Genomic DNA, 23,634 nt, shown 5'->3' with positions numbered 1-23,634 from the left:
GCGTTCTGAAGTCGGTGGGTCTCGATACGCCGCTGCGCGACTACTCGACCAGCATGTCTGCGGGCGTCTCTGCCCAGTGGATCCACCGTCACCGAGACCTGAGCCGCCGGGCCCACGTCAGGGAGGGGCGGATCTCGATACGCCGCTGCGCGGCTACTCGACCAGCATGCAAGGCGGCCGTTGCGCGGCTGCTCCACCAGCGTGTGCGGTGGCGGCTGCTCGGCCGCCGGGGGTGCGGCTCAGCGGCCGGCGAGCATCCCGAGCATCCAGGAGAGGGCGGCGACGGCGCCGACGCCGACGACGCTCGAGCCGATGATGACGGCGCGGCGGAGGCGGACGGCGCGGCCGTCGGGAGCCGACGCCGCATCCAGCCCGGAGACGGTCGACGCGGTCATGCCCGCGCGCAGCCGGTGCGCGACCTGGTCGGCCGTGGGCCGCTTCGCCGGGTCGCGCTCGGTCATCGAGGTGAGCAGCGCGCGCCAGGGTGCGGGCAGCGTCGCCGGGACGACGGGGGAGCGGTTGAGGCGCGCGATCGCGGCCTCGAGGACGGTGCCGGAGTACTCGCGGTGCCCGGTGATCGCCTCGAGCAGCACGAGGCCGAGCGAGAAGACGTCGCTGGCGCCGCTGATCGGCTCGCCGGCGACCTGCTCGGGGCTGACGAAGCTGGCGGTGCCGATCACGATGCCGTCGCTGGTGAGGCGCGAGCCGTCCATGAAGTGGGCGACGCCGAAGTCGGTGAGCTTGGCGGTGCGGGCGTAGCCGCTGGAGGCCACCTCGCTGACCAGGATGTTCGCGGGCTTCACGTCGCGGTGCACGACGCCCCGCTCATGCAGGTAGGCGAGCGCCTCGGCCAGCTGCGTGCCGATCGCGGCGACCTCGTCCGGCGCCATCGGGCCGGGCTCGAGCCGCGCCTCGAGGGTCGGGTCGGCGACGAGCTCCATCACGACGTAGCGGCGCACCTCGCCGCCGAAGTTGTGCAGGCCGGCGTCGAAGAGGTTGACGATGCCGGGGTGCGCGAAGGAGCTGAGCATCCGCACCTCGCGCTCCTGGCGGGCGACGTCCTCGGGGTTGGAGGCCTCGGCGCGGAAGACCTTCACGGCCACCTCGCGCTGCACGGTCTCGTCGCGGGCCCGGTACACCGAGCCCATCCCGCCCGAGCCGATGCGCTCGATCAGGAAGTAGCGCCCGGCCACCCGCTGCTGGGCGGCATTGGCGGCGATGGTGCTCACGACGACCCCGCCTTCTGCTGGAGCGACGTGCTCCGCGGCGCTCAGGACGAGCGCCTGGGTAGACGGTACCGCGGTGCCGCGACAACGGGGAGCGCAATAGCCGGGATTGACATACTGCCGTGATAGAAGCAGTCGATCCGGCGCCGAGCGGGACCGCTCAGCGCAGTCCGCTGCGGGCGAAGCCCTGCACGAAGTAACGCTGGAAGATCAGGAACAGCACGACCATCGGCAGCACGTTCACCAGCGCGAAGGCCATCGTTCCGCCGTAGTCGCTGCCGAACTGCCCCTGCAGGTAGAGCAGCCCGATCGGGAGGGTGAAGAGGGCGTTCTCCTTGAGGGCGATCAGCGGCCAGGCGAAGTCGTTCCAGGAGCCGAGGAGCGACATGAAGAACAGAACGGCGATCAGCGGCTTCGAGAGCGGGAGCACGATCCGGGTGAAGACGCGGAAGTGGCCGGCCCCGTCGATCCGGGCCGCCTCGATCAGGTCGCGGGGGATCGCGAGGATGAACTGCCGCGCGAGGAACAGCCCGAAGGCCGAGGCCGCCGTCGGCAGGATCACCGCCCAGTAGCTGCCGTAGAGGCCGAGATCGGTGACGAGCCGGAAGAGCGACACCATGATCACCTGCACGGGGAGCGTCAGCGTCGACAGGGCCAGCAGGAAGAGCACGCCGGAGCCGCGGAAGCGCAGCTGCGCGAAGGCGTAGCCGCCGAGCAGGTTGATCGCCACGGTGATCAGCGCGGTGGTGAGGCTGATCGCGAGCGAGTTGCCGAACCAGGTCGCGACCGGGAACGAGTCGAAGACGCGCTCGAAGTTGGCCAGCGTGAACTCGCGCGGCCAGAGCCGCAGTGTGCCGCCGAGCAGCTCGGCCCGCGAGGAGAACGCGACGACGAGCATCCAGTAGAGCGGGAAGAGGATGACGAGGGAGACGAGGATCGCCAGGACGAGCCGGAGCACGGTCGTCGAGCGGGAGACGCGGTTCATTCGACGAGGTCCCTCGAGCGGTTCGTGCGCCACTGCACGGCGGTGAAGATCATCGTCAGGATCAGCAGGACGATGCCGATCGCCGCCGCGTAGCCCTGATCGCGGGTGACGAAGCCGGTGTCGTAGGCGTAGGTCACCAGCACCGAGGTGGAGTTCTGCGGCCCGCCGCCGGTGAGGACGAAGACGATGTCGAAGACCTGGAACGAGTAGATGACGTTGAGGATGAGCAGGAAGAACGTCGACGGGCCGACCAGCGGCACCGTCACGTGCCGGAACTGCTGCCAGCCGTTCGCGCCGTCCAGCCGCGCCGCCTCGTAGAGCGCGGGGTTCACGCCCTGCAGCCCGGCCAGGTAGATCAGCATGTTGAAGCCGACCCGCCACCACAGGGTGACGAGGATCACGGAGGCGAAGGCCGCGGCTCCGCCGGACTGCCAGGCGATGCGCGGCAGCCCGATCGTCTGCAGCAGCCCGTCGAGCACACCGCTGTTCTCGTCGAAGATCAGCACCCCCATCAGCGCCGTCGCGACGCCCGAGACGGCCATCGGCAGGATCAGGATCGAGCGGAAGACGGGCCGGGCCGGCAGCACGGAGTTCAGCAGCACCGCGGCGCCCAGCCCGAGAGCCATCGAGAGCGGCGTGACGATCAGCGTGAACAGCGCGGTGTTGAGGGTCGAGCGCCAGAACAGCGGGTCGCTGAGCAGCCGCGCGTAGTTGTCCAGGCCGATGAAGACGCCGTCGCCGAAGCCGTTGGTGCGCTGGAAGCTGAGCAGGAACGCACCGACCAGCGGCACGAAGACGAACAGCGCCAGCATCAGCAGATTCGGCGCGAGGAACCCGTAGGCCGCGACGGTCTCGCGGGCGGCGGGCGCCCGGGAGGAGCGGCGCGGTCGCGCCGTCACCTCCTCGGGCGCGGGGAGGGTGCGGGTCACCGGATCCTGCCGCTCACTGCACGGCGGTGGCGATGCCGGAGCTGAGCTTCGCGATCGTGTCCTCGGTGCTCTGGCCGCCGACGAACGCCTGCTCCAGCTGGTCCTTCAGCACCGCGATGATCGCGGCCATGTCCGGCGAGGCCACCTGCGCCGCGTCGGACGCCTGCACGGTGCCCGCCTGGCCGAGGAAGACCTCCGCGAGCTCGGGGCGCACCTCGAACTCGATGCCAGACTCGGTCAGGTCGCGGCGGGTGGGCAGGAGCGAGGCGCCGGCGCAGAAGTCGCGCATCGACTCCTCCTCGGTCACGAAGGCGAGGAACGCCGCCGCGAGCTCGGGGTTCGCGGTCGCCTTGGTCGCGACGAGGGCGTTGCCGCCGAAGTCGCCGCCGCCGCGCACGTTCCGCGGCGAGTAGGTCGCGCCCCACTCGAAGTCGAGCGTCGACTCCGCGTCCGGGATGAGGAACGCCCCGCCGAAGGTCATCGCGGTCGTCTGCGAGTACCAGAGGTCGCTCGCGTAGGTCGTCGCCTGGATCGAGCTGCTCGGCGGCACGAGGCCGTCGGTGAAGAAGCTGCGGCTGAAGTCGATCGCCGCGCGACCCGCGTCGGAGTCGATGGCCGGGGCGGAGAGGTCCTCGGTGAGGAAGCGGCCGTCGGCCTGGAAGAGCAGGCTCAGCCAGCGGGTGACGCCGTTGCCCTGCCAGTTGTAGGCGAAGGGGTAGCGCTCGGCGGGGAGCGAGGCGCGCAGCGTGCGGCCGACCTCGGTGAACTCCTCCCAGGTCCACGCCTCCTCCGGCGAGGCCGGGAAGTCGGTGATGCCCGCGGTGGCGAGCGCCTCCGTGTTGTAGAGGATCAGCGAGGTGTCGGTGTGGTGCGGCACGCCGAAGGGGCTGCCATTGCTCTGCACCGCGGCCCAGGCCGGGTCGGTGAAGCGGTCGGCCACGTCCGCCTCGAGGTGCGGGGTGAGGTCGAGCAGCTGGTCGCGACCCGCGTAGCTGCCGAAGGTGTAGTACGGCACGCGGAAGACGTCCGGCGGGTTCCCCGCCTGCAGCTGCGCGTCGATGTTGGTGAACATCTGCTCGTACGGCACCGAGTTCAGCGCCACGGTCGAGCCGGGGTTCGCCTCCTGGAAGCGGTCGATCGCCCGCTGGAAGCCGGCGAGCTCCGCATCCGTGCCCCAGGTGGTGAAGGTCAGCGTGCCGCTGTCGGCGCTCGCCGCCGGGCGGGCCGGCGCGAAGCCGCAGCCCGCGAGCACCGGGACCGAGGCGGCGACGCCCAGGGCGCTGAGGAAGCGGCGGCGGTCCAGCATCGCGCGGTCGAAGACGCTCGTGCCGAGCGCGGTCCTGTCCAGAGCCATCATGGCCTCCCCTCGGGGGCCACGGGCGGGCTCCCCGAGGGAGGCTAACCCCGCGCAACGGCAGCGCGGACCTACTGGACGGATCGCCGATCCTGTGAGACGGCCCGGTCAGCTCCGGCGGCCGAGCATCCCCTCGAACGAGCCGTCGAGCGCCCACGGGTCCGCGGGAGCGCGCGAGGTGCGTGCCGCCTCGGTCGCGAGCTCGCGGCCCGCCCGCTCGATCCGCGAGGGCAGCGCGCGGCCGTCCTCGGTGGCTCCGCCCCAGTCCTCGGTCGCGGCGAAGACCGTCGTCGACAGGGGAGCGGCGTGCAGGTAGCTGAAGAGCGGGCGCATGGCGTAGTCGACCGCGAGCGAGTGGCGGGGCGAGCCGCCGGTCGCCGCGAGCAGGACGGGCAGGCCGCGGAGCGCCTCGGTGTCGAGCACGTCGACGAACGACTTGAAGAGCCCGCTGTAGCTCGTCGTGAAGATCGGCGTCACGGCGATCAGGCCGTCCGCGCCGGCCACCGCGTCGAGCGCGGTCTGCAGCGCCGGGCTCGCGAAGCCGGTGAGCAGGTTGTTCGTGACGTCGTGCGCGAGGTCCCGCAGCTCGACGACGCTGCGCTCGACGGCGAAGCCCTGCTCGGTGAGCGAGGCCTCGGCCGCGTCGGCCAGGCGGTCGGCGAGCAGGCGGGTGGAGGACGGCGTGCTGAGGCCGGCCGAGAGGACGGTGATCCTGCGGGTGTCCATGGGCGGGCCTCCTAGGCGCTGACGGGGACGGGCTGCTCGGCGCGGGCGGCGACGAGCGAGGAGTGGGTGGGCGCGTCCGGCACGTGTGCCGGGCGGCCCTCGGCGAAGCCGGCGCGCAGAGCGGGCAGGATCTCGCCGAGCATGTCCATCTGCTCGAGGACGGTCTTCAGCGGCAGGCCCGCGTGGTCCATCAGGAACAGCTGGCGCTGGTAGTCGCCGACGTACTCGCGGAAGCCGAGGGTGCGGTCGATGATCTCCTGCGGCGAGCCCACGGTGAGCGGGGTCTGCTCGGTGAAGTCCTCCAGCGAGGGGCCGTGGCCGTAGACCGGGGCGTTGTCGAAGTAGGGGCGGAACTGCGAGACCGCGTCCTGCGAGTTCTTCGCGAGGAAGATCTGGCCGCCGAGTCCGACGATCGCCTGGTCGGCGCTGCCGTGGCCGTAGTGCTCGAAGCGCTGGCGGTAGAGCTGCACCATCTTCGCGGTGTGCGAGGCGGGCCAGAAGATGTGGTTCGCGAAGAAGCCGTCGCCGTAGTACGCGGCCTGCTCGGCGATCTGCGGCGAGCGGATGGAGCCGTGCCAGACGAACGGGGCGACGCCGTCGAGCGGGCGCGGGGTCGACTGGAAGCCCTGGAGCGGCGTGCGGAACTGGCCCTCCCAGTCGACGAACTCCTCGGTCCAGAGGCGGTGCAGCAGGTCGTAGTTCTCGATCGTGAGCTCGATGCCGCGGCGGATGTCCTTGCCGAACCACGGGTAGACCGGGCCGGTGTTGCCGCGGCCGAGCATCAGGTCGACGCGGCCGCCGCTGAGGTGCTGGAGCATCGCGTAGTCCTCGGCGAGCTTCACCGGGTCGTTCGTGGTGATCAGGGCCATCGCGGTGCTGAGCTGCAGCCGCTCGGTCTTCGCCGCGATGTAGGCGAGGGTCGTCGTGGGGGAGGAGGACCAGAACGGCGGGTTGTGGTGCTCGCCGAGCGCGAAGACGTCGAGGCCGATCTCCTCCGCCTTCTGGGCGATCGCGACGGTGGCCGCGATCTTCTCGGACTCGGTCGGGGTGCGGCCGGTCGTGGGGTCGGTGGTGATGTCGCTGACCGTGAAGATGCCGAACTGCATCGGGCGCTCCTTCTCTCTGTGGCCCCGTGCTGGCGAGACCTGATTCATGCGTTCGCATGTACATCCTCATCCAACCACGTGCGGCTGGGGATATTCCCGCGCATTCAGCCATGAGGGAGCGGTAGGAAGTCTGAACGGTAGAGGTGCCAATCGGCGATAGTCTGTAACCTACAGAGTTCAGGAGGATCGCATGGTCGCACGACGATCGCCTCGCCGCTCCCTCCAGCTGGCCGAGATCGGCGCCAACATCCGGCGCTGGCGAGCCGTGAACGGGATGACCGCGTCCTCGCTCGCCGAGCGGGCGGGCGTCACCCGCGAGACGCTGCGCCGGCTTGAGGCGGGAGACGGCTCGGCCCGGCTCGACTCCGTCGTCGCGGTCCTCGGGGCGCTCGGCATCGCGGACTCCCTCGTCCAGGCGACCGACCCCTACCGCAGCGAGACGGCACGGGCCCGCATCGACGCGATCCTCGGCGCCGGCGGCTCCCTGTGACCGCCGGGCCGGCGGGCGCTCACTCTCGAGTGACGGGCGGCCTCCTCGCCCTCCGGCCGCCCGAAACATCCCCGCAATCTGCCCCGCACTAGAGTCGTGCCATGGGTGACCTCTTCGACGGATACGGGTCCCAGAAGGTCGAGCGGCCCCGCACGGGCGCCTCACCCTGGGACGAGATGTTCGCCGATGTCGCGGCGACGAGCGGCCCCGCCGGCGTCCGTGACTCGTACCGCGACATCTACTCCTCGCTCGCGCGGATGACGCAGGAGGAGCTGCGCGGTCGCACCGATGCGCTCGCCTCCTCCTACCTCGCGCAGGGCGTGACCTTCGACTTCGCGGGCGAGGAGCGGCCCTTCCCGCTCGACGCCGTCCCGCGCGTGATCGAGAGCGCCGAGTGGAACGAGGTGCAGAGCGGCATCAAGCAGCGCGTCCGCGCGCTCGAGGCCTTCCTCGCCGACGTCTACGGCCCGCAGAACGCGGTGAAGGACGGCGTGATCCCCGCCGCCCTGCTCTCCAGCTCCAGCCACTTCCACCGCCAGGCCGCCGGGATCGAGCCGGCCAACGGCGTGCGGATCCAGGTCTCCGGCATCGACCTCATCCGCGACGAGGTCGGCGACTGGCGGGTGCTCGAGGACAACGTCCGCGTGCCCTCCGGCGTCTCCTACGTCATCTCGAACCGCCGGGTGATGGCGCAGACGCTGCCCGAGCTGTTCGTGTCGATGCGGGTGCGCCCGGTCGGCGACTACCCCAACCGCTTGCTCCAGGCCCTGCGCGCCTCCGCGCCGGAGGGCGTCGACGACCCCACCGTCGTCGTGCTCACGCCGGGCGTCTACAACTCGGCCTACTTCGAGCACACCCTGCTCGCCCGGCTGATGGGCGTCGAGCTGGTCGAGGGGCGCGACCTCTTCTGCACCGGCGGCAAGGTGTTCATGCGCACCACCTCCGGGCCCACCCGCGTCGACGTGATCTACCGCCGCGTCGACGACGAGTTCCTCGACCCGCTGCAGTTCCGCGCCGACTCGATGCTCGGCTCGCCCGGACTGATGCTCGCCGCGCGCCTGGGCAACGTCACGATCGCGAACGCGGTCGGCAACGGCGTCGCCGACGACAAGCTCGTCTACACCTACCTGCCCGACCTGATCCGCTACTACCTCTCGGAGGAGCCGGTGATCAAGAACGTCGACACCTGGCGCCTGGAGGATCCGGGCGCGCTCGAGGAGGTGCTCGACCGCCTCGACGAGCTCGTCGTGAAGCCGGTCGACGGCTCCGGCGGCAAGGGCCTCGTGGTCGGGCCGGCGGCCTCCGCGAAAGAGCTGGCCGAGCTGCGCTCGCGGCTGCAGGCCGACCCGCGCGGCTGGATCGCTCAGCCGGTGGTGCAGCTCTCGACCATCCCGACCCTGGTCGACGACGGGATGCGGCCGCGGCACGCGGACCTCCGTCCCTTCGCGGTCAATGACGGCAAGGACATCTGGGTGCTGCCCGGCGGTCTGACCCGGGTCGCGCTGCCCGAGGGCCAGCTCGTCGTCAACTCGTCGCAGGGCGGCGGCTCGAAGGACACCTGGGTCGTCGGCCTCGAGGGCGCGCCGCTCACCGAGCCGGACGCCCACGACATCTCCGGGCTCGTCGAGGACCAGGCGGCCGTGACCAGCTCGATCCCGATCGTCTACCCGCTGAACCACACGCCCGACCAGTCGCCGCAGGACGCGGCCAACCACGACCAGGACCAGCAGCAGCAGCAGACGCTCGCCGCGGGGGAGGACGCCTGATGCTCTCCCGGATCGCCGAGTCGCTGTTCTGGATCGGCCGCTACATCGAGCGGTCGGACGGCACCGCCCGCATCCTCGACGTCCACCTGCAGCTCCTGCTCGAGGACCCGTGGATCGACGAGGACACCGCCTGCCGCTCGCTGCTGTCGGTGATGGGGTCCACCGCGCCGGACGACATGAAGGAGGTCACCCGCGCCGACGTGCTGACCATCCTCGCGATCGACCGCACGAACCCCGCCTCGATCGCGTACTCGCTCGGCGCCGCCCGCGAGAACGCCCGGCGCGCGCGGGAGATCGTCTCGACCGAGCTGTGGGAGTGCCTCAACACCACGCGCACCCGGATGCCCCGCCGGGTCACGGGGGAGCGGGTGTCGGAGTTCTTCGGCTGGGTGCGCGAGCGCTCGGCGCTCGCCGTCGGCATCATCGAGTCGGCCACCTCGCGCGACGAGGCCTGGCAGTTCTTCACGCTCGGCCGCTCGATCGAGCGCGCCGACATGACGGCGCGACTCCTGGCCACCCGGTCGCTGACCGAGGCGAGCGGCCCGTCCTGGACGACGATCCTGCGCTCCTGCGGGGCGTACGAGGCGTACCTCCGCACCTACCGCGGCGTGCCCAGTGCTCGCAACGCGGCGGAGTTCCTGCTGCTCGACCGCCTCTTCCCGCGCTCGATCCTCTTCTCGGTCTCGCGTGCCGAGATGTGCATGCGCGACATCGAGCCGCGCACCGGTCGCGTCGGGCACACCGGCGACGCCCAGCGGGTGCTCGGCCAGATCCGCAGCGAGCTGGAGTACCGGCCGATCGCCGAGATCCTCGAGGACCTGCCCCGGCACATGGACAGCGTGCAGGAGGCGACCTCGTCGGCCTCCGAGGCGATCCGCCAGCGCTACTTCCCCACCAATGTCATGCCGAGCTGGATCGGGGAGGCGCTGTGAGCAGGCTGCGCATCACGCACACGACGGGGTTCACCTACCGGGGCGACGTCGTCGCGTCCTACAACGAGGCGAGGATGCTCCCCGCCTCCTCGGACGGGCAGCTCGTGCTCTCGTCGAACCTCGTCATCCGCCCGGTCACCTCCGCCCACACCTACACCGACTACTGGGGCACCCGGGTCTCGTCGTTCGACGTGCTCGACCCGCACCAGGAGCTCTCATTGACGGCGACCTCGCTCGTCGAGATCCGGCCGAAGGCGCACCCCGACCACCCGGTCGGCTGGGAGCAGCTCGCGGACCAGGTCGAGACGCTCACCGAGTACGTGGAGCAGCTCAAGCAGACCAACCGCACCGCCCCGCCGGAGGACCTCGTCGAGCTGGCCCGCCGGCTGGCCGACGCCGCGGAGGGCCCGTGCGACGCGGCCCTGTCGATCGCCGAGACGATCGGCCGCGAGATGACCTACCGCCAGGGCGTCACCGGCGTGCACTCGACGGCGACCGAGTCGTGGACCGCCCGCGAGGGCGTCTGCCAGGACATCACCCACATCGTCCTGGGCGCGCTGCGCTCGACGGGCATTCCCGCGCGCTACGTCTCCGGCTATTTGCACCCCAAGCCGAACGCGGCGATCGGCGAGACCGTCGTCGGCGAGTCGCACGCCTGGGTCGAGTGGTTCTGCGGCGGTGCCTGGCGCGGCTACGACCCCACCAACCTGATCGACATCGGCGACCGCCACGTGATCGTCGGCCGCGGCCGCGACTACAACGACATCGCCCCGCTGCGCGGCGTCTACGCCGGTCCGCACTCCTCGAAGCTGTTCGTCCGCGTGGAGATCACGCGCGAGGCGTGAGGGCGGGGGTCGTCACGAGGGCGACCTCCTCCTGGGCGGCGGGCTCGCCGGCGCGGGCGCGGCGGCGGGTGCGCAGGTACCAGCCGAGGCCGACGCCGGCGGCGAGCGCTCCGGAGGCGGCGCCGACGAGCATCGCCCAGCGCGGGCCGTAGGCGTTCGCGACCCAGCCGATCAGCGGGGCGCCGATCGGGGTACCGCCCATGAAGATCGCCATGTAGAGCGCCATCACCCGGCCGCGCATCTCCGGCGTGGTCGAGAGCTGGACGTAGCCGTTGGCCGAGGTCATCAGGGTCTGCGCGGCGATGCCGACGAAGGGCAGCAGGATCGCGAAGGCCCAGACGGTCGGCATCAGGCCGGCGAGGGCGAGCGCGACGCCGAAGGCCGCGGCGGCGCCGACGATCAGGCGCAGTCGCGGGCGGTCGCGACGGGCCGAGAGCAGGGCGCCGACCACCGAGCCGACGGCGATGGCGGAGGAGAGCAGGCCGAACTCGCTCGCTCCCATGTCGAACTCGACCGTCGCCATCGTCGACGCGAAGATCGGGAAGTTCAGGCCGAAGGTGCCGATCAGGAAGACGATTGAGAGCACGACCAGGATGTCCGGCCGCCGGGAGACGTAGCGGAAGCCCTCGAGCAGCGCACCGGGGCCGCGGGTCGCGCGCGGGGCGGAGCGCAGCTGCTCCCGGTGCAGGAAGCGCAGCGAGACCAGCACCGCGAGGAAGCTCGCCGCATTGAGGAGGAAGACCCAGCCGGAGCCGACGGCCGCGATCAGCACGCCCGCGAGGGCCGGGCCGATCATCCGCGCGGAGTTGAAGGAGGCCGAGTTCAGCGACACCGCGTTGGAGAGGTCGCGCTCCTCGACCAGCGCGGAGACGAAGGTCTGGCGCACCGGAGCGTCGATCGCGGCGGCGAAGCCCAGGAGCAGCGCGAAGACGTAGACCATCCAGAGCTGGACGATCCCGGTCACGACGATCAGGCCGAGCGCGAGGCCGAGGACGGCCATCGCGGCCTGCGTCGCCATCAGGAGCTTCCGGCGGTCGAAGCGGTCGGCGATGAAGCCGGAGAAGGGGACCATCAGCAGCTGCGGGCCGAACTGCAGCGCCATCGTCACGCCGAGCGCGGTCGCGTCGTGGTCGGTCAGATCGTTGATGACGATCCAGTCCTGGGCCGTGCGCTGCATCCAGGTGCCGATGTTGGAGACCATCGCACCGGCGAACCAGATGCGGTAGTTCGGCACCGCGAGCGAGCGGAACATCGCGCTCATCGGTCCGCCACCTCGCGCAGGAGCGCGGCGGCGTCGTGCAGCAGCCGGCGCTGGTCGGGGTCGAGCTCGCGGAGGCGGGCGATGAGCCAGGCGTCGCGGCTGCGCCGGACGTCGAGGACCAGCTCGGAGCCGCGCGCGGTCGCGCGGATGCGGGTGACGCGGCCGTCGGCCGGATCGGCGAGGCGCTCGACGAGTCCGTCGTCGGCGAGGCAGCCGACGGTGCGGGTCATCGAGGGCGGACGGACGCGCTCCGCCTCGGCGAGCTCGCCGAGGGTCCGCGGTCCCTCCCGGTGCAGGAGGGCGAGGACGCCGAACTGCGCGTCGCTCAGCTCGTGCTCCGCCTTCTCCTGGCGCAGGCGGCGGCCGAGCCGGCCCACGGCGATGCGCGTCTCGCCGGCGAGGGCGGGGAGATCGGTGTCGGCAGGAGTCACATAGTTAGCCTAACAAAAGAGTTGGCCCGCTGCATGCTGATCGAGTGGACCGCGCAGCGGGCGCCCCCATGCTGATCGAGTGGACCGCGCAGCGGCGTATCGAGACCCCGGGTTCGCCGATCCCCCCCGTTGTGGCCACACCGTTCGCGACAGCTTGGCGGGACGGGAGGCGCTCAGTACCGTCGGAGGCAGACCAGGCCGGGACACATCGCGTACGGTGACCTGGTCCGATCGGCCGCCCGACCCGAAAGGGCGGCTCCCGCGCCCCGGCCTGGCCTCCGCCTCCCGTCGTTCCGCGACGGCAGCGGGACGTGCGGGTCAGGTCCGACGGGCGGTGCGCACCGCGCCGACGCTCGCCGCCACGACGAGGGCGATGCCGACCGCCTCGATCGCGGTCAGCCGCTGGCCCAGCACCAGGAACCCCGAGAGCGCCGCAGCGCCGGGCGCCAGCGCCATCAGGATCGAGAAGGTCGACGAGCGCAGGCGCCGCAGCGCCAGCAGCTCCAGTGCGTAGGGCAGTGCCGACGACAGCACGGCGACCGCGAGTCCGAGCAGCAGCACCGGCGGCAGCACGAGCGCGGGCCCGGCCGTGGCGATGCCGAACGGCAGCGACACGATCGCGCCGGCGGTCAGCGCGAGCGCGAGGCCGTCGAGCCGCGGGAAGCGCCCGCCGGTGCGCCCGGCGAAGACGATGTAGGTGGCCCAGAGCGCCGCCGCGCCGAGCGCGAAGGCGACGCCGACGGGATCGAGCGAGGAGAAGCCGCCCTGCGAGAGCACGACCACGCCGCCGAGGGCGAGGGCCGCCCAGAGCAGGCTGACGAGGCTCCGCCCGGCGATCACGGAGAGCACCAGCGGACCGAGCACCTCGAGCGTCACCGCCGCGCCCTGCGGGATCCGGGCGATCGCCTCGTAGTAGCAGGCGTTCATCCCGCCGAGGGCGAGGCCGTAGGCGCCGACGGTGGCCCAGTCCGAGCGCGAGTAGCCGCGGATCCGCGGCCGGCAGACGACGAGCAGCACCAGCGCGGAGAAGACCAGTCGCAGGGTCACCGTGCCGATCGGCCCGGCGGCGGGGAAGAGCAGGACGGCGAAGGACGCGCCGAGCTGCACGCTCGCGATCGAGCCGAGCACGAGGCCGATCGACCCCGCGCTCGCCCGGGCGGGCGGGACGGCGTTCAGCTCGAGCGCCGCTGCTTCTGCACGGGAGGGACGTTGTAGCCGAGCAGTCCGACACCGGTCTCGTCCCAGAGCAGGGTCGTCAGCGACACGTTGTCGACCGAGGGGAAGGTGTGCCGGTAGGTCTCGGGATTGATGCCGAGGTAGGCGCAGAGCAGGAGCCGGATGAGGGTGCCGTGCGCGACGACGAGCACGCGGCCGTCCGGGTGGTCGCGGTGGATGCGGGCGAGCGCCGTGTTGGCGCGGGCGACGGCGTCGAGGCCGGACTCGCCGCCGGGCATCGGCTGGATCGCGGGCGCGGCGACCCAGGCGCGGTACTCGTCGGGGAAGCGCTTCTCCATCTCGGCGTTCGTCAGCCCCTCGCCCTGGCCGAAGTCGACCTCGACGAGGGCCGGGTCGAGCTTCACCTCGAGGTGGGCGGCCCGGGCGGCGGGCACAGCGGTGCGCACGGCGCGGACGAGGGTGGAGGAGTACACCGCGTCGAGCTCGGCGTCGACGGCCCAGGAGGCGAGCGTCGCCGCCTGATCCTGGCCGAGCGGGGTCAGCGCGATGTCGGAGGAGCCCGCGTAGCGGTTCTCGGCGTGCCAGACGGTCTCTCCGTGCCGGGCGAGGATCAGGGTCGTCACTCGACGAGCCTACCGAGGCTGCCCCTGGGAGCCCGACCGGTCATGCGGCGCGCACGTCGTAGTGCGCGTCGACCAGCACCGGGAGGTGGTCGGAGACGCCCTGCGGCAGGGTCGAGACCCGCTCGATCCGCACCGAGTCGCTGATCGCGAAGTCGAAGTGCCCGCTGAAGTAGCGGTACCGCGCGTAGGTCGGGGAATCACTGCGCGACACGAGGTAGCCGTTCCGCGTCATCTTGCGGTCGAGTCCGCGGAAGAACCAGGGGTAGTTGTAGTCGCCGACCATCAGCGACGGGGTGTCCGGGGCGTAGTCGCGGAGGCGGTCGAGCGCCTCGCCGATCTGCTTCCGGCGCAGCGCGTTGCCGGCCGAGAGCGGGGCCGCGTGGAAGGACGAGACGGCGATCGATCCGCCCTCCCGGTCCTCGAGCCGGACGGCGAGCAGGCGCTCGTGAGCGGGGGACATCACCCGGTCGTGCATCGACTTGCTGAGCTCGAACGCGGCACTGCCGAGGAGCTCGAAGCGGGCGTGAGAGTAGTAGACGGCGAGCCCGAGGCGGTTGCGCGCGGTCACCGAGGCGAGCCGCAGATCGCCGAGCTCCTGGGGGAGCTTCGTGGTGTCGCACTCCTGGAGGCAGAGGACGTCGACGTCGTGCCGGGCGGCGAGAGGGGCGATCTCGCCGTGCGCCCGGTGCTCCCGGAGGTTGTAGGAGATCACGCGGAGAGCGCGTTCGTTCGGCTGCATTGCGCCAGTGTAGGGCCGCCGGCGGGGGCCTCCGGCGACGTTCCGGCGAACACGGAGGGACGGCGCAGGGCCCCCGCGCTTCCCGGCCGGCGCGGTGCCGGAGGGGAGGTGCGAGGGCCCTGCGGAGGGGCGGTCAGTGCCCGGCGGTGCCCGACGCGTCGGTGCCGTCGGCGGTCTCCGCGTCGGTGCCGTGGACGCCGTCGGTGGGTCCCCAGTCGGGCAGGGGCGGGTTCTGCTCCTCGCCCGCGGCGCCGACGCCGTCGGGTCCATCGGGGGACGGGCTGCCCACCTCGTCGAGTCCGGCGGGGTTCCCGGTGCCGGCGCTGCCGGTGGTCTCCTCGGGGTCGACGGGGGTGGTCTCGATGTCGTTCTCGGAGCTGCTCATGGGGCAACGCTAGGACGCCTCCTCCGCGCCCGGAAGCCCCTTGCGTCTCGCCCGGAAGCGGCTGCCATCGAACGCCGTCCCACTGACGGGGGACAGGCTCCGGGCGCTGGCGCCGGCCTGCGCCTCTCGCGAGCATCGAGCCGGACCACCCGTCACCGTCGCCGGTGTGGCGCCGAAGCCCGCGCACCTCGACCGGAAGGCCACACCGTGACCCACGACTCCTCGCCCCGCCCCGATTCCGACCGCCTGGTCACCCGCCGCTCCGTCACCGCGGCCGCCGCGTGGACCGTGCCGGTCGTCGCCGTCGCCGTCGCCACCCCGTCCGCTGCGGCGTCGATCGTCGATCTCGGCGCCTACGCGCTCCGCGGCACCTGCGGCACCCTCGGCCTGATCGGTCCCGGCTTCCTGCTGCAGGCGGGCCCCACGGAGCCGCTGCCGACCGGCACGACCGTCCTCATCACCGGCTCCGGGGTCGCCAACATCGGCGTCTTCTCGGTCTCGGGAGGCACGGCCACCGTGAACGTGCTGAGCAACACGTCCCGTCAGATCACGCTGACCGCCCCGCTGGCAGCGGGAGCGACCATCGCCCTCCGCACGACGCTCTCGATCAGCGTCGCCTTCCAGCTGAACGCCGTCTCGACGCTGCCCTCCGGCTACAGCGGGACCGGCTCGAAGACCGCGGCAAACGTGTCGAGCACGCTCATCCTCTGCTCCGCGAACTGACGAGCGGAACGGCGAAGGCCCTCCTCCTCCTTCTCGGAGGGGAGGGCCTTCGCCGTTGCTGCGGTGCGGAGCGGCGGGTCAGCGCCCGTAGGCGCCCGCGGCGGGGCAGTCGAACGGATCGCCGCCGGCCGAGAGGCCCACGCGGTTGAGGTAGCGGACGACGATGCCGTACGACTCGAGCAGCGAGGTCTCGGTGTAGGGGATCTGGTGCGTCGCGCAGTACTCCTTGGCGATGACCTGGGCCTCGCGCAGGGCGGGGCGGGGCATGTTCGGGAAGAGGTGGTGCTCGACCTGGTAGTTCAGGCCGCCCATGAAGTAGTCGTTGAACCAGTTGCCGCGGATGCTGCGCGAGGTGAGGACCTGGCGGCGCAGGAAGTCGACGCGCGCCTCCTTGGGCAGGATCGGCATGCCCTTGTGGTTCGGGGCGAACGAGGCGCCCATGTAGAGGCCGAAGACGGCCATCTGCACGCCGACGAAGGCGAAGGCCATGCCGAGCGGCAGCGCCCAGAAGACGACGGCGAGGTACAGGCCGACGCGGGCGACCAGCATCGAGATCTCGACCCAGCGCTTGTCGACCTTGCCCTTGCCGAACACGGTGCGGAAGCCGTGCAGGTGCAGGTTGATGCCCTCGAGCAGCAGCAGCGGGAAGAAGGCGTAGCCCTGACGGCGGGTGAGCCAGGCGTAGGCGCCGCGCGAGCGGGCCGCGTCCTCCGGAGTGAACGACACGACGTCGCGGACGATGTCCGGGTCCTTGCCGAGCACGTTCGGGTTGGCGTGGTGGCGGCTGTGCTTGTTCATCCACCAGGAGTAGCTGATGCCGACGACGAGGTTCGCGAGCGTGCGGCCGGCGACGTCGTTGGCCTTGCCGGACTCGAACACCTGGCGGTGCGAGGCCTCGTGCGCGAGGAAGGCGAACTGGGTGAGGACGATGCCCAGTGCGGCGGCGAGCAGCAGCTGGAACCAGGAGTCGCCGAGCAGGACGAAGCCGGTGACGATGCCGCCGAGGGCGAGAGTCAGCACGGAGAAGAGGATGTAGTAGAAGCCGCGGCGGCGGCGGAGGAGCCCGGCGTCGCGGACGGTGCTCAGCAGACCGGAGTACTCGGTCGTCGGATTCGTGTTGCCCTCGCCGCGCGGGCGGGTGCGGATCACGCGGGGGGAGGCCTGGACCCGGGGGGAGGTCTCGACCCGGGGGGCGGAGGGGGTGTTTCCGTCGGACAGTGCGGTGGGGGTGCTCATCGGCGCCTCGCTCGTTCGGGGTGGCCGTCCTCGTCGACGGCCGCTCGGTGAGCGATCCCCGGGAGGTCCGGGTCCGCTCATGGTGTTCACCGCGTCGGTAGGGGCCGGACGAGGCTGCGGCCAACCGGGTTCCGGGGCGACCGAGGTCAACACTATGGGGTGCCGCGCGGCCCCGCATCAGGGCGATTGCCAGTCTTCGAGAGGCATGCCGGAGGGGGTATGCGATGAGGAGAACTCCGGGCCGACCAGGCGATCGTCGGCCCGGAGCTCCCCGCGCGGTCAGGAGCCGATCGAGTCCTGCGGACGGCCCGACTTGAGGGCGGCCAGGCGCGCCTCGACCTCGGTCATCTCGCCGAGGTCCTCGAGCGATTCGAACTGCGCGTCCAGGCTCGAGGAGGCGAGCTCCTCGGCGCCGCGGACGCGGGCCTCCTCGCGGCGGATCTTCTGCTCGAACCGGCTGACCTCGCTGGTCGGGTCCATGATGTCGATGCTCTTGATCGCGTCCTGGACCTGCGACTGGGCCTCGACGGTCTTCGAGCGCGCGATCAGCTCGTCGCGCTTGGAAGAGAGCTGGTGGAGCTTCTCGCGCATCTGGTTGAGACCCGACTTGAGCTTGTCGACGACCTCGGTCTGCGAGGCGATGGTCGGCTCGGCGTCCTTCGCCTCCTTCTCGGACTGGATCTGGCGGGTCAGGGCGACCTTGGCGAGCGCGTCGAACTTGTCGGCGTCGCCGGCGTTGCCGGAGGTGCGGAGCTCGTCGGCCTTGCGGCTCGCGGCGAGGGCCTTGCCGCCCCACTCGTCGGCGTTCTGGACGTCCTCGCGGTAGTCGTCCTCGAGCAGGCGCAGGTTGCCGATGGTCTGCGCGATGGCGGCCTCGGCGTCGCGGATGCTGTCGGTGTAGTCGCGGACCATCTGATCGAGCATCTTCTGCGGGTCCTCGGCCTGATCGAGGAGCGCGTTGATGTTGGCCTTCGCGAGCTGCGCGATGCGGCCGAAGATCGACTGTTTCTGGGCCATGCTGTCTCTCCTTGGGTGAGGTGCTTGCGGGCGGGGGCCGAGCGGATGCGGGCCCGGGGTCTGTGAGCGGGGTCGTCGGATCGAGCGGGTGGTCCGGAGCGGGTCAGAAGCGTCCGCCGCCGCCGCGACGGCCTCCGCCGCCACCGCCGCCGAAGCCGCCGCCGGAGGAGCGACGGGAGCCGCCGCCGCCGAAGCCGCCACCGCCCCCGAAGCCGCCGCCGCCGAAGCCGCCGGAGCGGTAGCCGGAGCGCCGGCCGCCGCCGCCGAAGAGCGACTCGACGAGGATGCCGCCGAGGAAGGCGCCGGTGGTGTTGCCGCCGTAGCCGCCGCCGAGGCCGGGGGCGGAGTAGGCGCTCGCGTCGGAGCGGGCGGCCTGGAGCGCCTGCTGCGCGAGGGCGGAGGCGCGCTGGGCGGAGGCGAGCGCCTCGGCCGGGTCGGTGGCCGCGATCTGCGCGGCGTACTCCGCCGAGCGCGCGGCCTCGGCGACGCGGGTGCGCGCCTGCGAGCCGACGGCTCCGCGCCGGGCGGCGATGAAGTCCTCCGCGGCGGAGACGCGGCTGCGGGCGGCGCCGATCTCGGCGGCGAGGGCGGCCCGCTGGCGCTCGCGCTGCGCCTGGGCGTCGCGGTAGCCGCCGACCGCGGCGTCGATGGTGGCGTCGGCTGCGGTGAGGCGCTCCAGGAGCGCGAGCGGGTCGCGCGGGCTCGCGGCGGCGTCGCGCTCCACGGCGTCGAGGGCGGCCTCCGTCGTGGCGACCGCGGACTGCACGTTCGCGACGAGGGGCGCGCTCGCGGCGTCGGCGGAGTCGCCCGCCGCCACGATCGTGCGGCCCTGGGCGACGTCGGCGCGGATCTCGGCGACCCGCCCGGCGAGGGTGCGCTCCGCCTCCTGCAGATCGGTGGAGCGGGTGGCGACGGCGTCGAGGAGGCCCGAGGCCTGCTCCGCCGCCTGCTGGCCGGCGCGCAGGAGCACGGCGGCGCGGCCCGAGTCGCCGGCGGTGAGGGCCGTCCGCGCCTCGGTCATTTGGTCGTCGGCGAAGCGGAGGCGGTCCTCGGCCTGGTCGGCGTCGTCCTCCACGTCGTCGATCGCCGTCGGGGCGTAGCGGGTGGAGAGGTCGGCGAGCAGGGCGCGGGTGGGGGAGAGGCGGGCCCGGACCTCCGCGGTGCGCGCGGTGAGGCGGGCGGCCACCTCCGGGGCGTTCTTCTCGAGGGCGCGGAGCTCCTCGAAGGCCTCCGCCTTCTCGTCCAGCACCTGCTCGGCGTCGGCGCAGAGCTGCAGGATCCGGCCGTAGCCGTCGCGGCGCTCCTGGTCGGTCTCCGGCTCCGCGTCGTCGAGCCGCTGCTGGAGGGCGAAGGCCTCGCCGAGGAGCCGCTTCGCGGTCGTGAGCGCCTCGCGGAAGGGGCCGGTCGCGTCCGAGCCGAACTGCGCCTCCGCGAAGCCGACCTCCTGCTCGCTGGTGCGCACGGCGTCGTCGGCGTGCACGAGGGCGGAGCCGGCGCGGGTGGCGAGCTCGTCGATCGACGCCTCCACGGCCTCGGCGGCCTTCCGGCGGCGCGCGCGGCGGACGAGGAGCCAGACGATCACGCCGACGACGACCAGCGCCGCCAGCACGGCGAGGACCACCAGCAGGCCGGAGCCGAGCGACTCGCCCGCGCTCGGGGCGTCGAGGCGGGTGCCGATGCCCTGGGCGGCGGCGACCGCGGCGCCCGCCCAGTCGCCGTCGACGAGCTGGGGCTCGATGTCGTCGGTCTCCAGCGCGGACACCTGGCCGGCGTCGAGGGCGAAGCCGTTGTCGACGGACACCTGGTACTGCCGGGACTCGACCGCGACGGCGAGGAGGACGTCGTTCGTGCCGAGTCCGTTGAGCTCGGCGGTCGCGTCCGACCAGCGCTCGTTGCCGGTGGTCCCGGTGAAGGTGTCGACGTAGGCGACGAAGAGCTGGACGCTGTGCTCCTGGTAGAGCTGGGCGGAGGCGGCCTCGATGTCGCCGATCTCCGCGGAGTCGAGGACCCCGGCCGAGTCGAGGACGACGGAGGAGCCGAGCGTCGCGGGCGGCTCGGCCGCGGCGCCGGCGGCAGGGACGAGCGCGAGTGCGGCGGCGGCGAGCAGGGCGAGGAGCGCTGCGATCGGCGATCGGCGGGCGCCCTGGCGGGCCGCGGCCCTCGTCGGGGATGAATCGTTCGGCATCGCGCACTCCCTCGTCGTTCGCCTCCCGAGTGTAGACAGCCCGGGTGTCACCCGAGCGAGGGCTGTCCGAGAGGGGAGAGCGGAGAGGTGGGCAGTGCGCACCGGGGTCCGGAGTCTTCAGAGCCAGGCCGGTCGACGATGCGTGATCGAGTGGTCAGTCGCGGGAGTCGTCGTTCTCAGTGTCTGCAACGGCGATCAGAATCGACCTCCGCCACCACGGCGGCCGATTCCTGAGTACGAGCAGTGCCGTTTGTAGTGTCCTTCAGGCACGAGACTGTCCACATCCTTTGAAGCGCTCGACCTCGCGGACGCCTCGGTGTTCCCCTCGCCGTAGCCCTCGATGTAGCCGATCGTCTCGTTGGGCATGATGCGGACGAGCTGGCACTTCGCATTCGCCGTGTAGATGTGAGCTTCCACCGAAGTCTGGAACTCGGAGCGCTCGAGAGCGTTCATCACAGTGGGAACGGCTGCTCCACCCACGACGACCAGCGCCGCGGCGAGACAGAGAGCGGTCGATCGTTTCATTGCACGACTCCTCGTTGATCTGGTGCAGAGAACGGCGCAACCGTAGGTCGACCGGCTCGCCGAGGAGCCGTCTGGCGTGGAGTGCTGTCGCGCGACGCCCGGCCGGCCCGCGCACCGCGGGTGGGAGAACGCCGGGAGGCGGAATGCGCGAGCGCTGGGCGCCGTTGCCTCCGGGGTGCGTCCCGGGAACGGTGACGTGCCCTCCCCCCGCTCTCCGATCGAAAGGCGATCCGTGGATCCCTTCTCCCCCCTCACCGCCGGCGACCTCGAGCTGCCGAACCGTCTCGTGATGGCGCCGATGACGCGCCTGCGCGCCGACGAGCAGGGCGTCCCCGGCGCCCTCATCGCCGAGCACTACGCCCAGCGCGCCTCCCTCGGCCTGATCATCAGCGAGGGCGTCTTCCCGAGCGCCGAGTCGAAGGCGTACCCGGGCCAGCCCGGCATCGTCACCGCCGAGCAGGCCGAGGGCTGGAAGGGCGTCGCCGACGCCGTGCACGCCGCCGGCGGCCGCATCGTGATGCAGGTCATGAACGGCGGGCGCGTCACGCACACCGACGTCACCGGCACCGACCGCATCGTCGCGCCGAGCGCCGTCGCCATCGACGGCGAGGTCCGCGTCCCGAGCGGCGAGAAGAAGCCGTTCCCGGTGCCGCACGCGCTGACCACCGAGGAGCTCGCCACCGTCCGCGACGAGTTCGTCGCCGGTGCCCGCCGCGCCGTCGATGCCGGCTTCGACGGTGTCGAGGTGCACGGAGCCAACGGCTACCTGCTGCACGAGTTCCTCTCGCCGGTGTCCAACGTCCGCACCGACGCCTACGGCGGAAGCCCCGCCGCCCGCGCCGCGTTCGTGGTCGAGGTCACCCGCGCGGTCGCCGAGGAGATCGGTGCCGGCCGCGTCGGCATCCGCCTCTCGCCCGCGCACAACATCCAGGACGTCGTCGAGACCGACGAGGCCGACGTGCGCGCCACCTACGAGGCGGTCGTCGACGGCCTCGCGCCGCTGGGCCTCGCCTACCTCAGCGTCCTGCACGCCGAGCCCGCCGGCGAGCTGGTCCAGGACCTGCGCACCCGCTTCGGCGGCGTCTTCGTCGCGAACAGCGGCTTCGGCAGCCCGACCTCCCGCGAGGAGGCGACGTCGCTGATCACCGAGGGCCACGCCGACGCCGTCGCGGTGGGCCGCCCGGTCATGGCCAACCCCGACCTCGTCGAGCGCTGGCAGGGCGGCCACCCCGAGAACGAGCTCGTCCAGGAGACCGTCTACGGCGGTGGCGCCGAGGGCTACACCGACTACGAGCGCCTCTCGGCGTAGTCACCCGAGCACGCAAGAAGGCCCGCTCCCTCAACGGGGGAGCGGGCCTTCCGCATGTCACTGACGGTCAGTCGAGGTCGAGGCCGCCCTTGAGCTCCTGCTCGACCTGCTCGACGGTCTGCGGGTCGCCGTGCTCGACGTCCGACTCGTCGGCGGCGTCGCCGCGGCGGCCCTCGCCGACGGCGCGGATCGAGGCCAGCTCGTCGGCGAGCGCCGGGTCCACGGCTCGGCCGGTGTCGCCGTCGTCGGCACTCACGACTCGATCTCTCCCGCGGAGACGGCCTCGGCGTACTTGCGGAGGTCCGGGCCGGGCTCGAAGTCGATGAACTGATCTTTCAGTCGTGCGTTGAGCTCGGCGAAGACGTCCTCCCAGGGCTCGCCCTTCTTGGTCTTCGCGAGGTCGAGCACCGCCTCGCGGAGGACCCTGTCCGAGTCCTCGAGGATCTTGTCGCGGGCTTCGTCGTTCCAGCGGATGTCCTGTGCGTCCATGCCTCGACCGTAGGCGGGCGGCCCGCCCCGACGCAGGGACTTGCGGACCGCGCGAGCGAGGCGTAGGCGCGGTGCCGATCCGTCGGGAAAGGTCGTCTCGCCCGTGTGGCGTGAGCCGTTCGCGACGGATCGACGGCGCGGGTCAGGCCAGGTGCGGGACGACGTCGCGCTCGAAGAGCTCGAGGCCGGAGCGGTCGTAGGCGGCGTCCGGGAAGTACGTGATCGCGTAGTCCATGCCGCGGTCGCGCATGTCGCCGAGGCGGTCGACGATCTGCGCGGGGGTGCCGACCGCGAGGGCGTCGGGGCTGCGGTACTCCGCCACGAACGCCGCGGCCGCCTCGGCGCCGAGGGCGGGGGTGACGCGCTCCTCCAGGCGCTGCAGGCCCTTCTCGACCTCCGCCTCCGACTCGGCGATCATCACGTTGTAGTTGGAGCTGCGGGTGATCGCGGAGTAGTCGGTGCGGAGTCGCTCGCAGTGGCCGCGGAGGACGGCGCTCTTGTGGTCGAACGCCTCCGGGGCGCCCGCGAAGTTCGTGTACTGCGCGTACTGAGCCGCGATGCGCAGCGTCACCTTCTCGCCGCCGCCGGCGACCCACAGCGGGATCCCGCCCTCCTGCAGGGGGAGCGGGCGGTTCACCGCGCCGTCCACCTGGTAGTAGCGGCCGTCGAGCGTCGAGACGCCCTCGGTCCAGGCTTGCCGCATGATCTGCACGCCCTCGTCGAGGCGGCCGAGGCGCTCGGCGATCGGCGGGAAGCCGTAGCCGTAGGCGCGCCACTCGTGCTCGTACCAGCCGCCGCCGATGCCCATCTCGACGCGGCCGCCGGAGACGATGTCGACGGTGGTCGCGATCTTCGCGAGGTGCGCGGGGTTGCGGTAGCTCATGCAGGTGCACATCTGGCCGAGCCGCACCCGCGAGGTGGCGGCGGCGAACGCGGCCATCAGCGTCCAGGCCTCGTGGGTCGCCTCCTCCGTCACCACCGGGACGGTGTGGAAGTGGTCGTAGACCCACACCGACTCCCACGGGCCGGCGTCGGCGTGCTGGGCGAGGTCGCGCATGGTGCGCCACTGGTCGGCGGGATCGATGCCGACGAGGTCGTGGCGCCAGCCCTGGGGGATGAAGAGTCCGAATCGCATGCCGCCGACCCTAGGGTGGCGCGACGCCCGGGTCGAGGGGG

25 protein-coding genes are annotated in these 23,634 nt (G+C 72.1%); 6 read left to right on the top strand and 19 right to left on the bottom strand.

All coding sequences use genetic code 11. From position 1 onward, the window contains the following. Positions 1-239: 239 nt before the first annotated feature. From EDF43_RS00320 to EDF43_RS00295, 6 genes are all read right to left on the bottom strand, one after another. Entirely contained in the window at positions 240-1,229 is a 990-nt protein-coding gene (locus tag EDF43_RS00320; RefSeq protein WP_132434722.1) for a serine/threonine-protein kinase, read from the bottom strand. 157 nt (positions 1,230-1,386) lie between these two features. Further along, positions 1,387-2,211: a carbohydrate ABC transporter permease gene (locus EDF43_RS00315; RefSeq protein ID WP_132434720.1), complete on the bottom strand. Its 825-nt coding sequence runs from the start codon at positions 2,209-2,211 to the stop codon at positions 1,387-1,389. Then, positions 2,208-3,140 (bottom strand): sugar ABC transporter permease, encoded by a 933-nt coding sequence (locus EDF43_RS00310; RefSeq protein WP_243580974.1) that lies wholly within the window; start codon positions 3,138-3,140, stop codon positions 2,208-2,210. The genes EDF43_RS00315 and EDF43_RS00310 overlap by 4 nt, the downstream gene beginning before the upstream one ends. Positions 3,141-3,153: 13 nt before the next feature. Continuing rightward, a complete protein-coding gene (locus EDF43_RS00305; RefSeq protein ID WP_243580973.1) occupies positions 3,154-4,494 on the bottom strand; it encodes a sugar ABC transporter substrate-binding protein in 1,341 nt (446 codons plus the stop codon). Between the two features lie 108 nt (positions 4,495-4,602). Continuing rightward, a complete protein-coding gene (locus EDF43_RS00300; RefSeq protein WP_123734953.1) occupies positions 4,603-5,220 on the bottom strand; it encodes an FMN reductase in 618 nt (205 codons plus the stop codon). Between the two features lie 11 nt (positions 5,221-5,231). Beyond that, positions 5,232-6,326, bottom strand: a complete 1,095-nt coding sequence (locus EDF43_RS00295) for an LLM class flavin-dependent oxidoreductase (RefSeq protein WP_132434718.1) — start codon at positions 6,324-6,326, stop codon at positions 5,232-5,234. Positions 6,327-6,516: 190 nt separating this feature from the next. Between EDF43_RS00295 and EDF43_RS00290 the strand changes: the two genes are divergently transcribed. The 4 genes from EDF43_RS00290 (at position 6,517) to EDF43_RS00275 (ending at position 10,359) form a co-directional block, all read left to right on the top strand. After that, positions 6,517-6,816 (top strand): helix-turn-helix transcriptional regulator, encoded by a 300-nt coding sequence (locus EDF43_RS00290; protein ID WP_123444948.1) that lies wholly within the window; start codon positions 6,517-6,519, stop codon positions 6,814-6,816. Between the two features lie 101 nt (positions 6,817-6,917). Next, a complete protein-coding gene (locus tag EDF43_RS00285) occupies positions 6,918-8,582 on the top strand; it encodes a circularly permuted type 2 ATP-grasp protein (protein ID WP_123734957.1) in 1,665 nt (554 codons plus the stop codon). Then, positions 8,582-9,514: an alpha-E domain-containing protein gene (locus EDF43_RS00280; RefSeq protein ID WP_123444951.1), complete on the top strand. Its 933-nt coding sequence runs from the start codon at positions 8,582-8,584 to the stop codon at positions 9,512-9,514. The genes EDF43_RS00285 and EDF43_RS00280 overlap by 1 nt, the downstream gene beginning before the upstream one ends. Continuing rightward, positions 9,511-10,359: a transglutaminase family protein gene (locus EDF43_RS00275; protein ID WP_123734958.1), complete on the top strand. Its 849-nt coding sequence runs from the start codon at positions 9,511-9,513 to the stop codon at positions 10,357-10,359. The genes EDF43_RS00280 and EDF43_RS00275 overlap by 4 nt, the downstream gene beginning before the upstream one ends. Here the strand turns inward: EDF43_RS00275 and EDF43_RS00270 are convergent. The 6 genes from EDF43_RS00270 to EDF43_RS00245 form a co-directional block, all read right to left on the bottom strand. After that, a complete protein-coding gene (locus EDF43_RS00270) occupies positions 10,343-11,620 on the bottom strand; it encodes an MFS transporter (RefSeq protein WP_123734960.1) in 1,278 nt (425 codons plus the stop codon). The genes EDF43_RS00275 and EDF43_RS00270 overlap by 17 nt on opposite strands. Then, entirely contained in the window at positions 11,617-12,051 is a 435-nt protein-coding gene (locus EDF43_RS00265) for a MarR family transcriptional regulator (RefSeq protein ID WP_123734961.1), read from the bottom strand. The genes EDF43_RS00270 and EDF43_RS00265 overlap by 4 nt, the downstream gene beginning before the upstream one ends. A 318-nt stretch (positions 12,052-12,369) precedes the next feature. Beyond that, a complete protein-coding gene (locus tag EDF43_RS00260) occupies positions 12,370-13,179 on the bottom strand; it encodes an EamA family transporter (RefSeq protein WP_243580972.1) in 810 nt (269 codons plus the stop codon). Positions 13,180-13,223: 44 nt separating this feature from the next. After that, complete coding sequence (locus EDF43_RS00255; RefSeq protein WP_132434716.1) at positions 13,224-13,850, bottom strand: histidine phosphatase family protein; 627 nt, start codon at positions 13,848-13,850, stop codon at positions 13,224-13,226. A gap of 40 nt (positions 13,851-13,890) precedes the next feature. Next, positions 13,891-14,589 carry an endonuclease/exonuclease/phosphatase family protein gene (locus tag EDF43_RS00250; RefSeq protein WP_123444958.1) on the bottom strand — a complete coding sequence of 233 codons (699 nt, stop codon included), beginning with the start codon at positions 14,587-14,589 and terminating at the stop codon, positions 13,891-13,893. A gap of 133 nt (positions 14,590-14,722) precedes the next feature. Continuing rightward, complete coding sequence (locus EDF43_RS00245; protein WP_123733456.1) at positions 14,723-14,974, bottom strand: hypothetical protein; 252 nt, start codon at positions 14,972-14,974, stop codon at positions 14,723-14,725. A gap of 207 nt (positions 14,975-15,181) precedes the next feature. On the opposite strand from EDF43_RS00245, the gene EDF43_RS00240 reads away from it, so the two are divergent. Further along, complete coding sequence (locus EDF43_RS00240; RefSeq protein WP_148060208.1) at positions 15,182-15,697, top strand: hypothetical protein; 516 nt, start codon at positions 15,182-15,184, stop codon at positions 15,695-15,697. A 78-nt stretch (positions 15,698-15,775) separates the two neighbouring features. Here EDF43_RS00240 and EDF43_RS00235 read toward each other — a convergent pair whose 3' ends face one another. The 4 genes from EDF43_RS00235 to EDF43_RS00220 all read right to left on the bottom strand — a co-directional run bounded on the left by EDF43_RS00235 (position 15,776) and on the right by EDF43_RS00220 (position 20,660). Further along, positions 15,776-16,933 carry an acyl-CoA desaturase gene (locus EDF43_RS00235; RefSeq protein WP_132434714.1) on the bottom strand — a complete coding sequence of 386 codons (1,158 nt, stop codon included), beginning with the start codon at positions 16,931-16,933 and terminating at the stop codon, positions 15,776-15,778. A gap of 279 nt (positions 16,934-17,212) precedes the next feature. Continuing rightward, positions 17,213-17,950 (bottom strand): PspA/IM30 family protein, encoded by a 738-nt coding sequence (locus tag EDF43_RS00230; RefSeq protein ID WP_132434713.1) that lies wholly within the window; start codon positions 17,948-17,950, stop codon positions 17,213-17,215. A 103-nt stretch (positions 17,951-18,053) separates the two neighbouring features. Next, on the bottom strand, positions 18,054-20,135 hold the full coding sequence (locus tag EDF43_RS00225) for a TPM domain-containing protein (protein WP_132434711.1): 2,082 nt from the start codon (positions 20,133-20,135) through the stop codon (positions 18,054-18,056). 195 nt (positions 20,136-20,330) lie between these two features. Continuing rightward, positions 20,331-20,660: a hypothetical protein gene (locus EDF43_RS00220; RefSeq protein WP_132434709.1), complete on the bottom strand. Its 330-nt coding sequence runs from the start codon at positions 20,658-20,660 to the stop codon at positions 20,331-20,333. A gap of 232 nt (positions 20,661-20,892) precedes the next feature. On the opposite strand from EDF43_RS00220, the gene EDF43_RS00215 reads away from it, so the two are divergent. Further along, positions 20,893-21,969 carry an alkene reductase gene (locus tag EDF43_RS00215; RefSeq protein WP_132434707.1) on the top strand — a complete coding sequence of 359 codons (1,077 nt, stop codon included), beginning with the start codon at positions 20,893-20,895 and terminating at the stop codon, positions 21,967-21,969. 67 nt (positions 21,970-22,036) lie between these two features. On the opposite strand, the gene EDF43_RS00210 is transcribed toward EDF43_RS00215, so the two are convergent. The 3 genes from EDF43_RS00210 to EDF43_RS00200 form a co-directional block, all read right to left on the bottom strand. Continuing rightward, positions 22,037-22,225, bottom strand: a complete 189-nt coding sequence (locus EDF43_RS00210) for a hypothetical protein (RefSeq protein ID WP_123444966.1) — start codon at positions 22,223-22,225, stop codon at positions 22,037-22,039. Next, the gene (locus tag EDF43_RS00205; RefSeq protein WP_123444967.1) at positions 22,222-22,458 is read right to left on the bottom strand and encodes a hypothetical protein; all 237 of its coding nucleotides are present in this window, start codon (positions 22,456-22,458) and stop codon (positions 22,222-22,224) included. The genes EDF43_RS00210 and EDF43_RS00205 overlap by 4 nt, the downstream gene beginning before the upstream one ends. A 142-nt stretch (positions 22,459-22,600) precedes the next feature. Continuing rightward, a complete protein-coding gene (locus EDF43_RS00200) occupies positions 22,601-23,593 on the bottom strand; it encodes an LLM class F420-dependent oxidoreductase (RefSeq protein ID WP_132434705.1) in 993 nt (330 codons plus the stop codon). Positions 23,594-23,634: the final 41 nt, after the last annotated feature.

The organism is Rathayibacter sp. PhB179 (assembly GCF_004345345.1).
Taxonomy (GTDB): domain Bacteria; phylum Actinomycetota; class Actinomycetes; order Actinomycetales; family Microbacteriaceae; genus Rathayibacter; species Rathayibacter festucae.
Note: the sequence above shows the minus strand (reverse complement) of the source record. Positions and strands in the feature narration are given on the sequence as shown.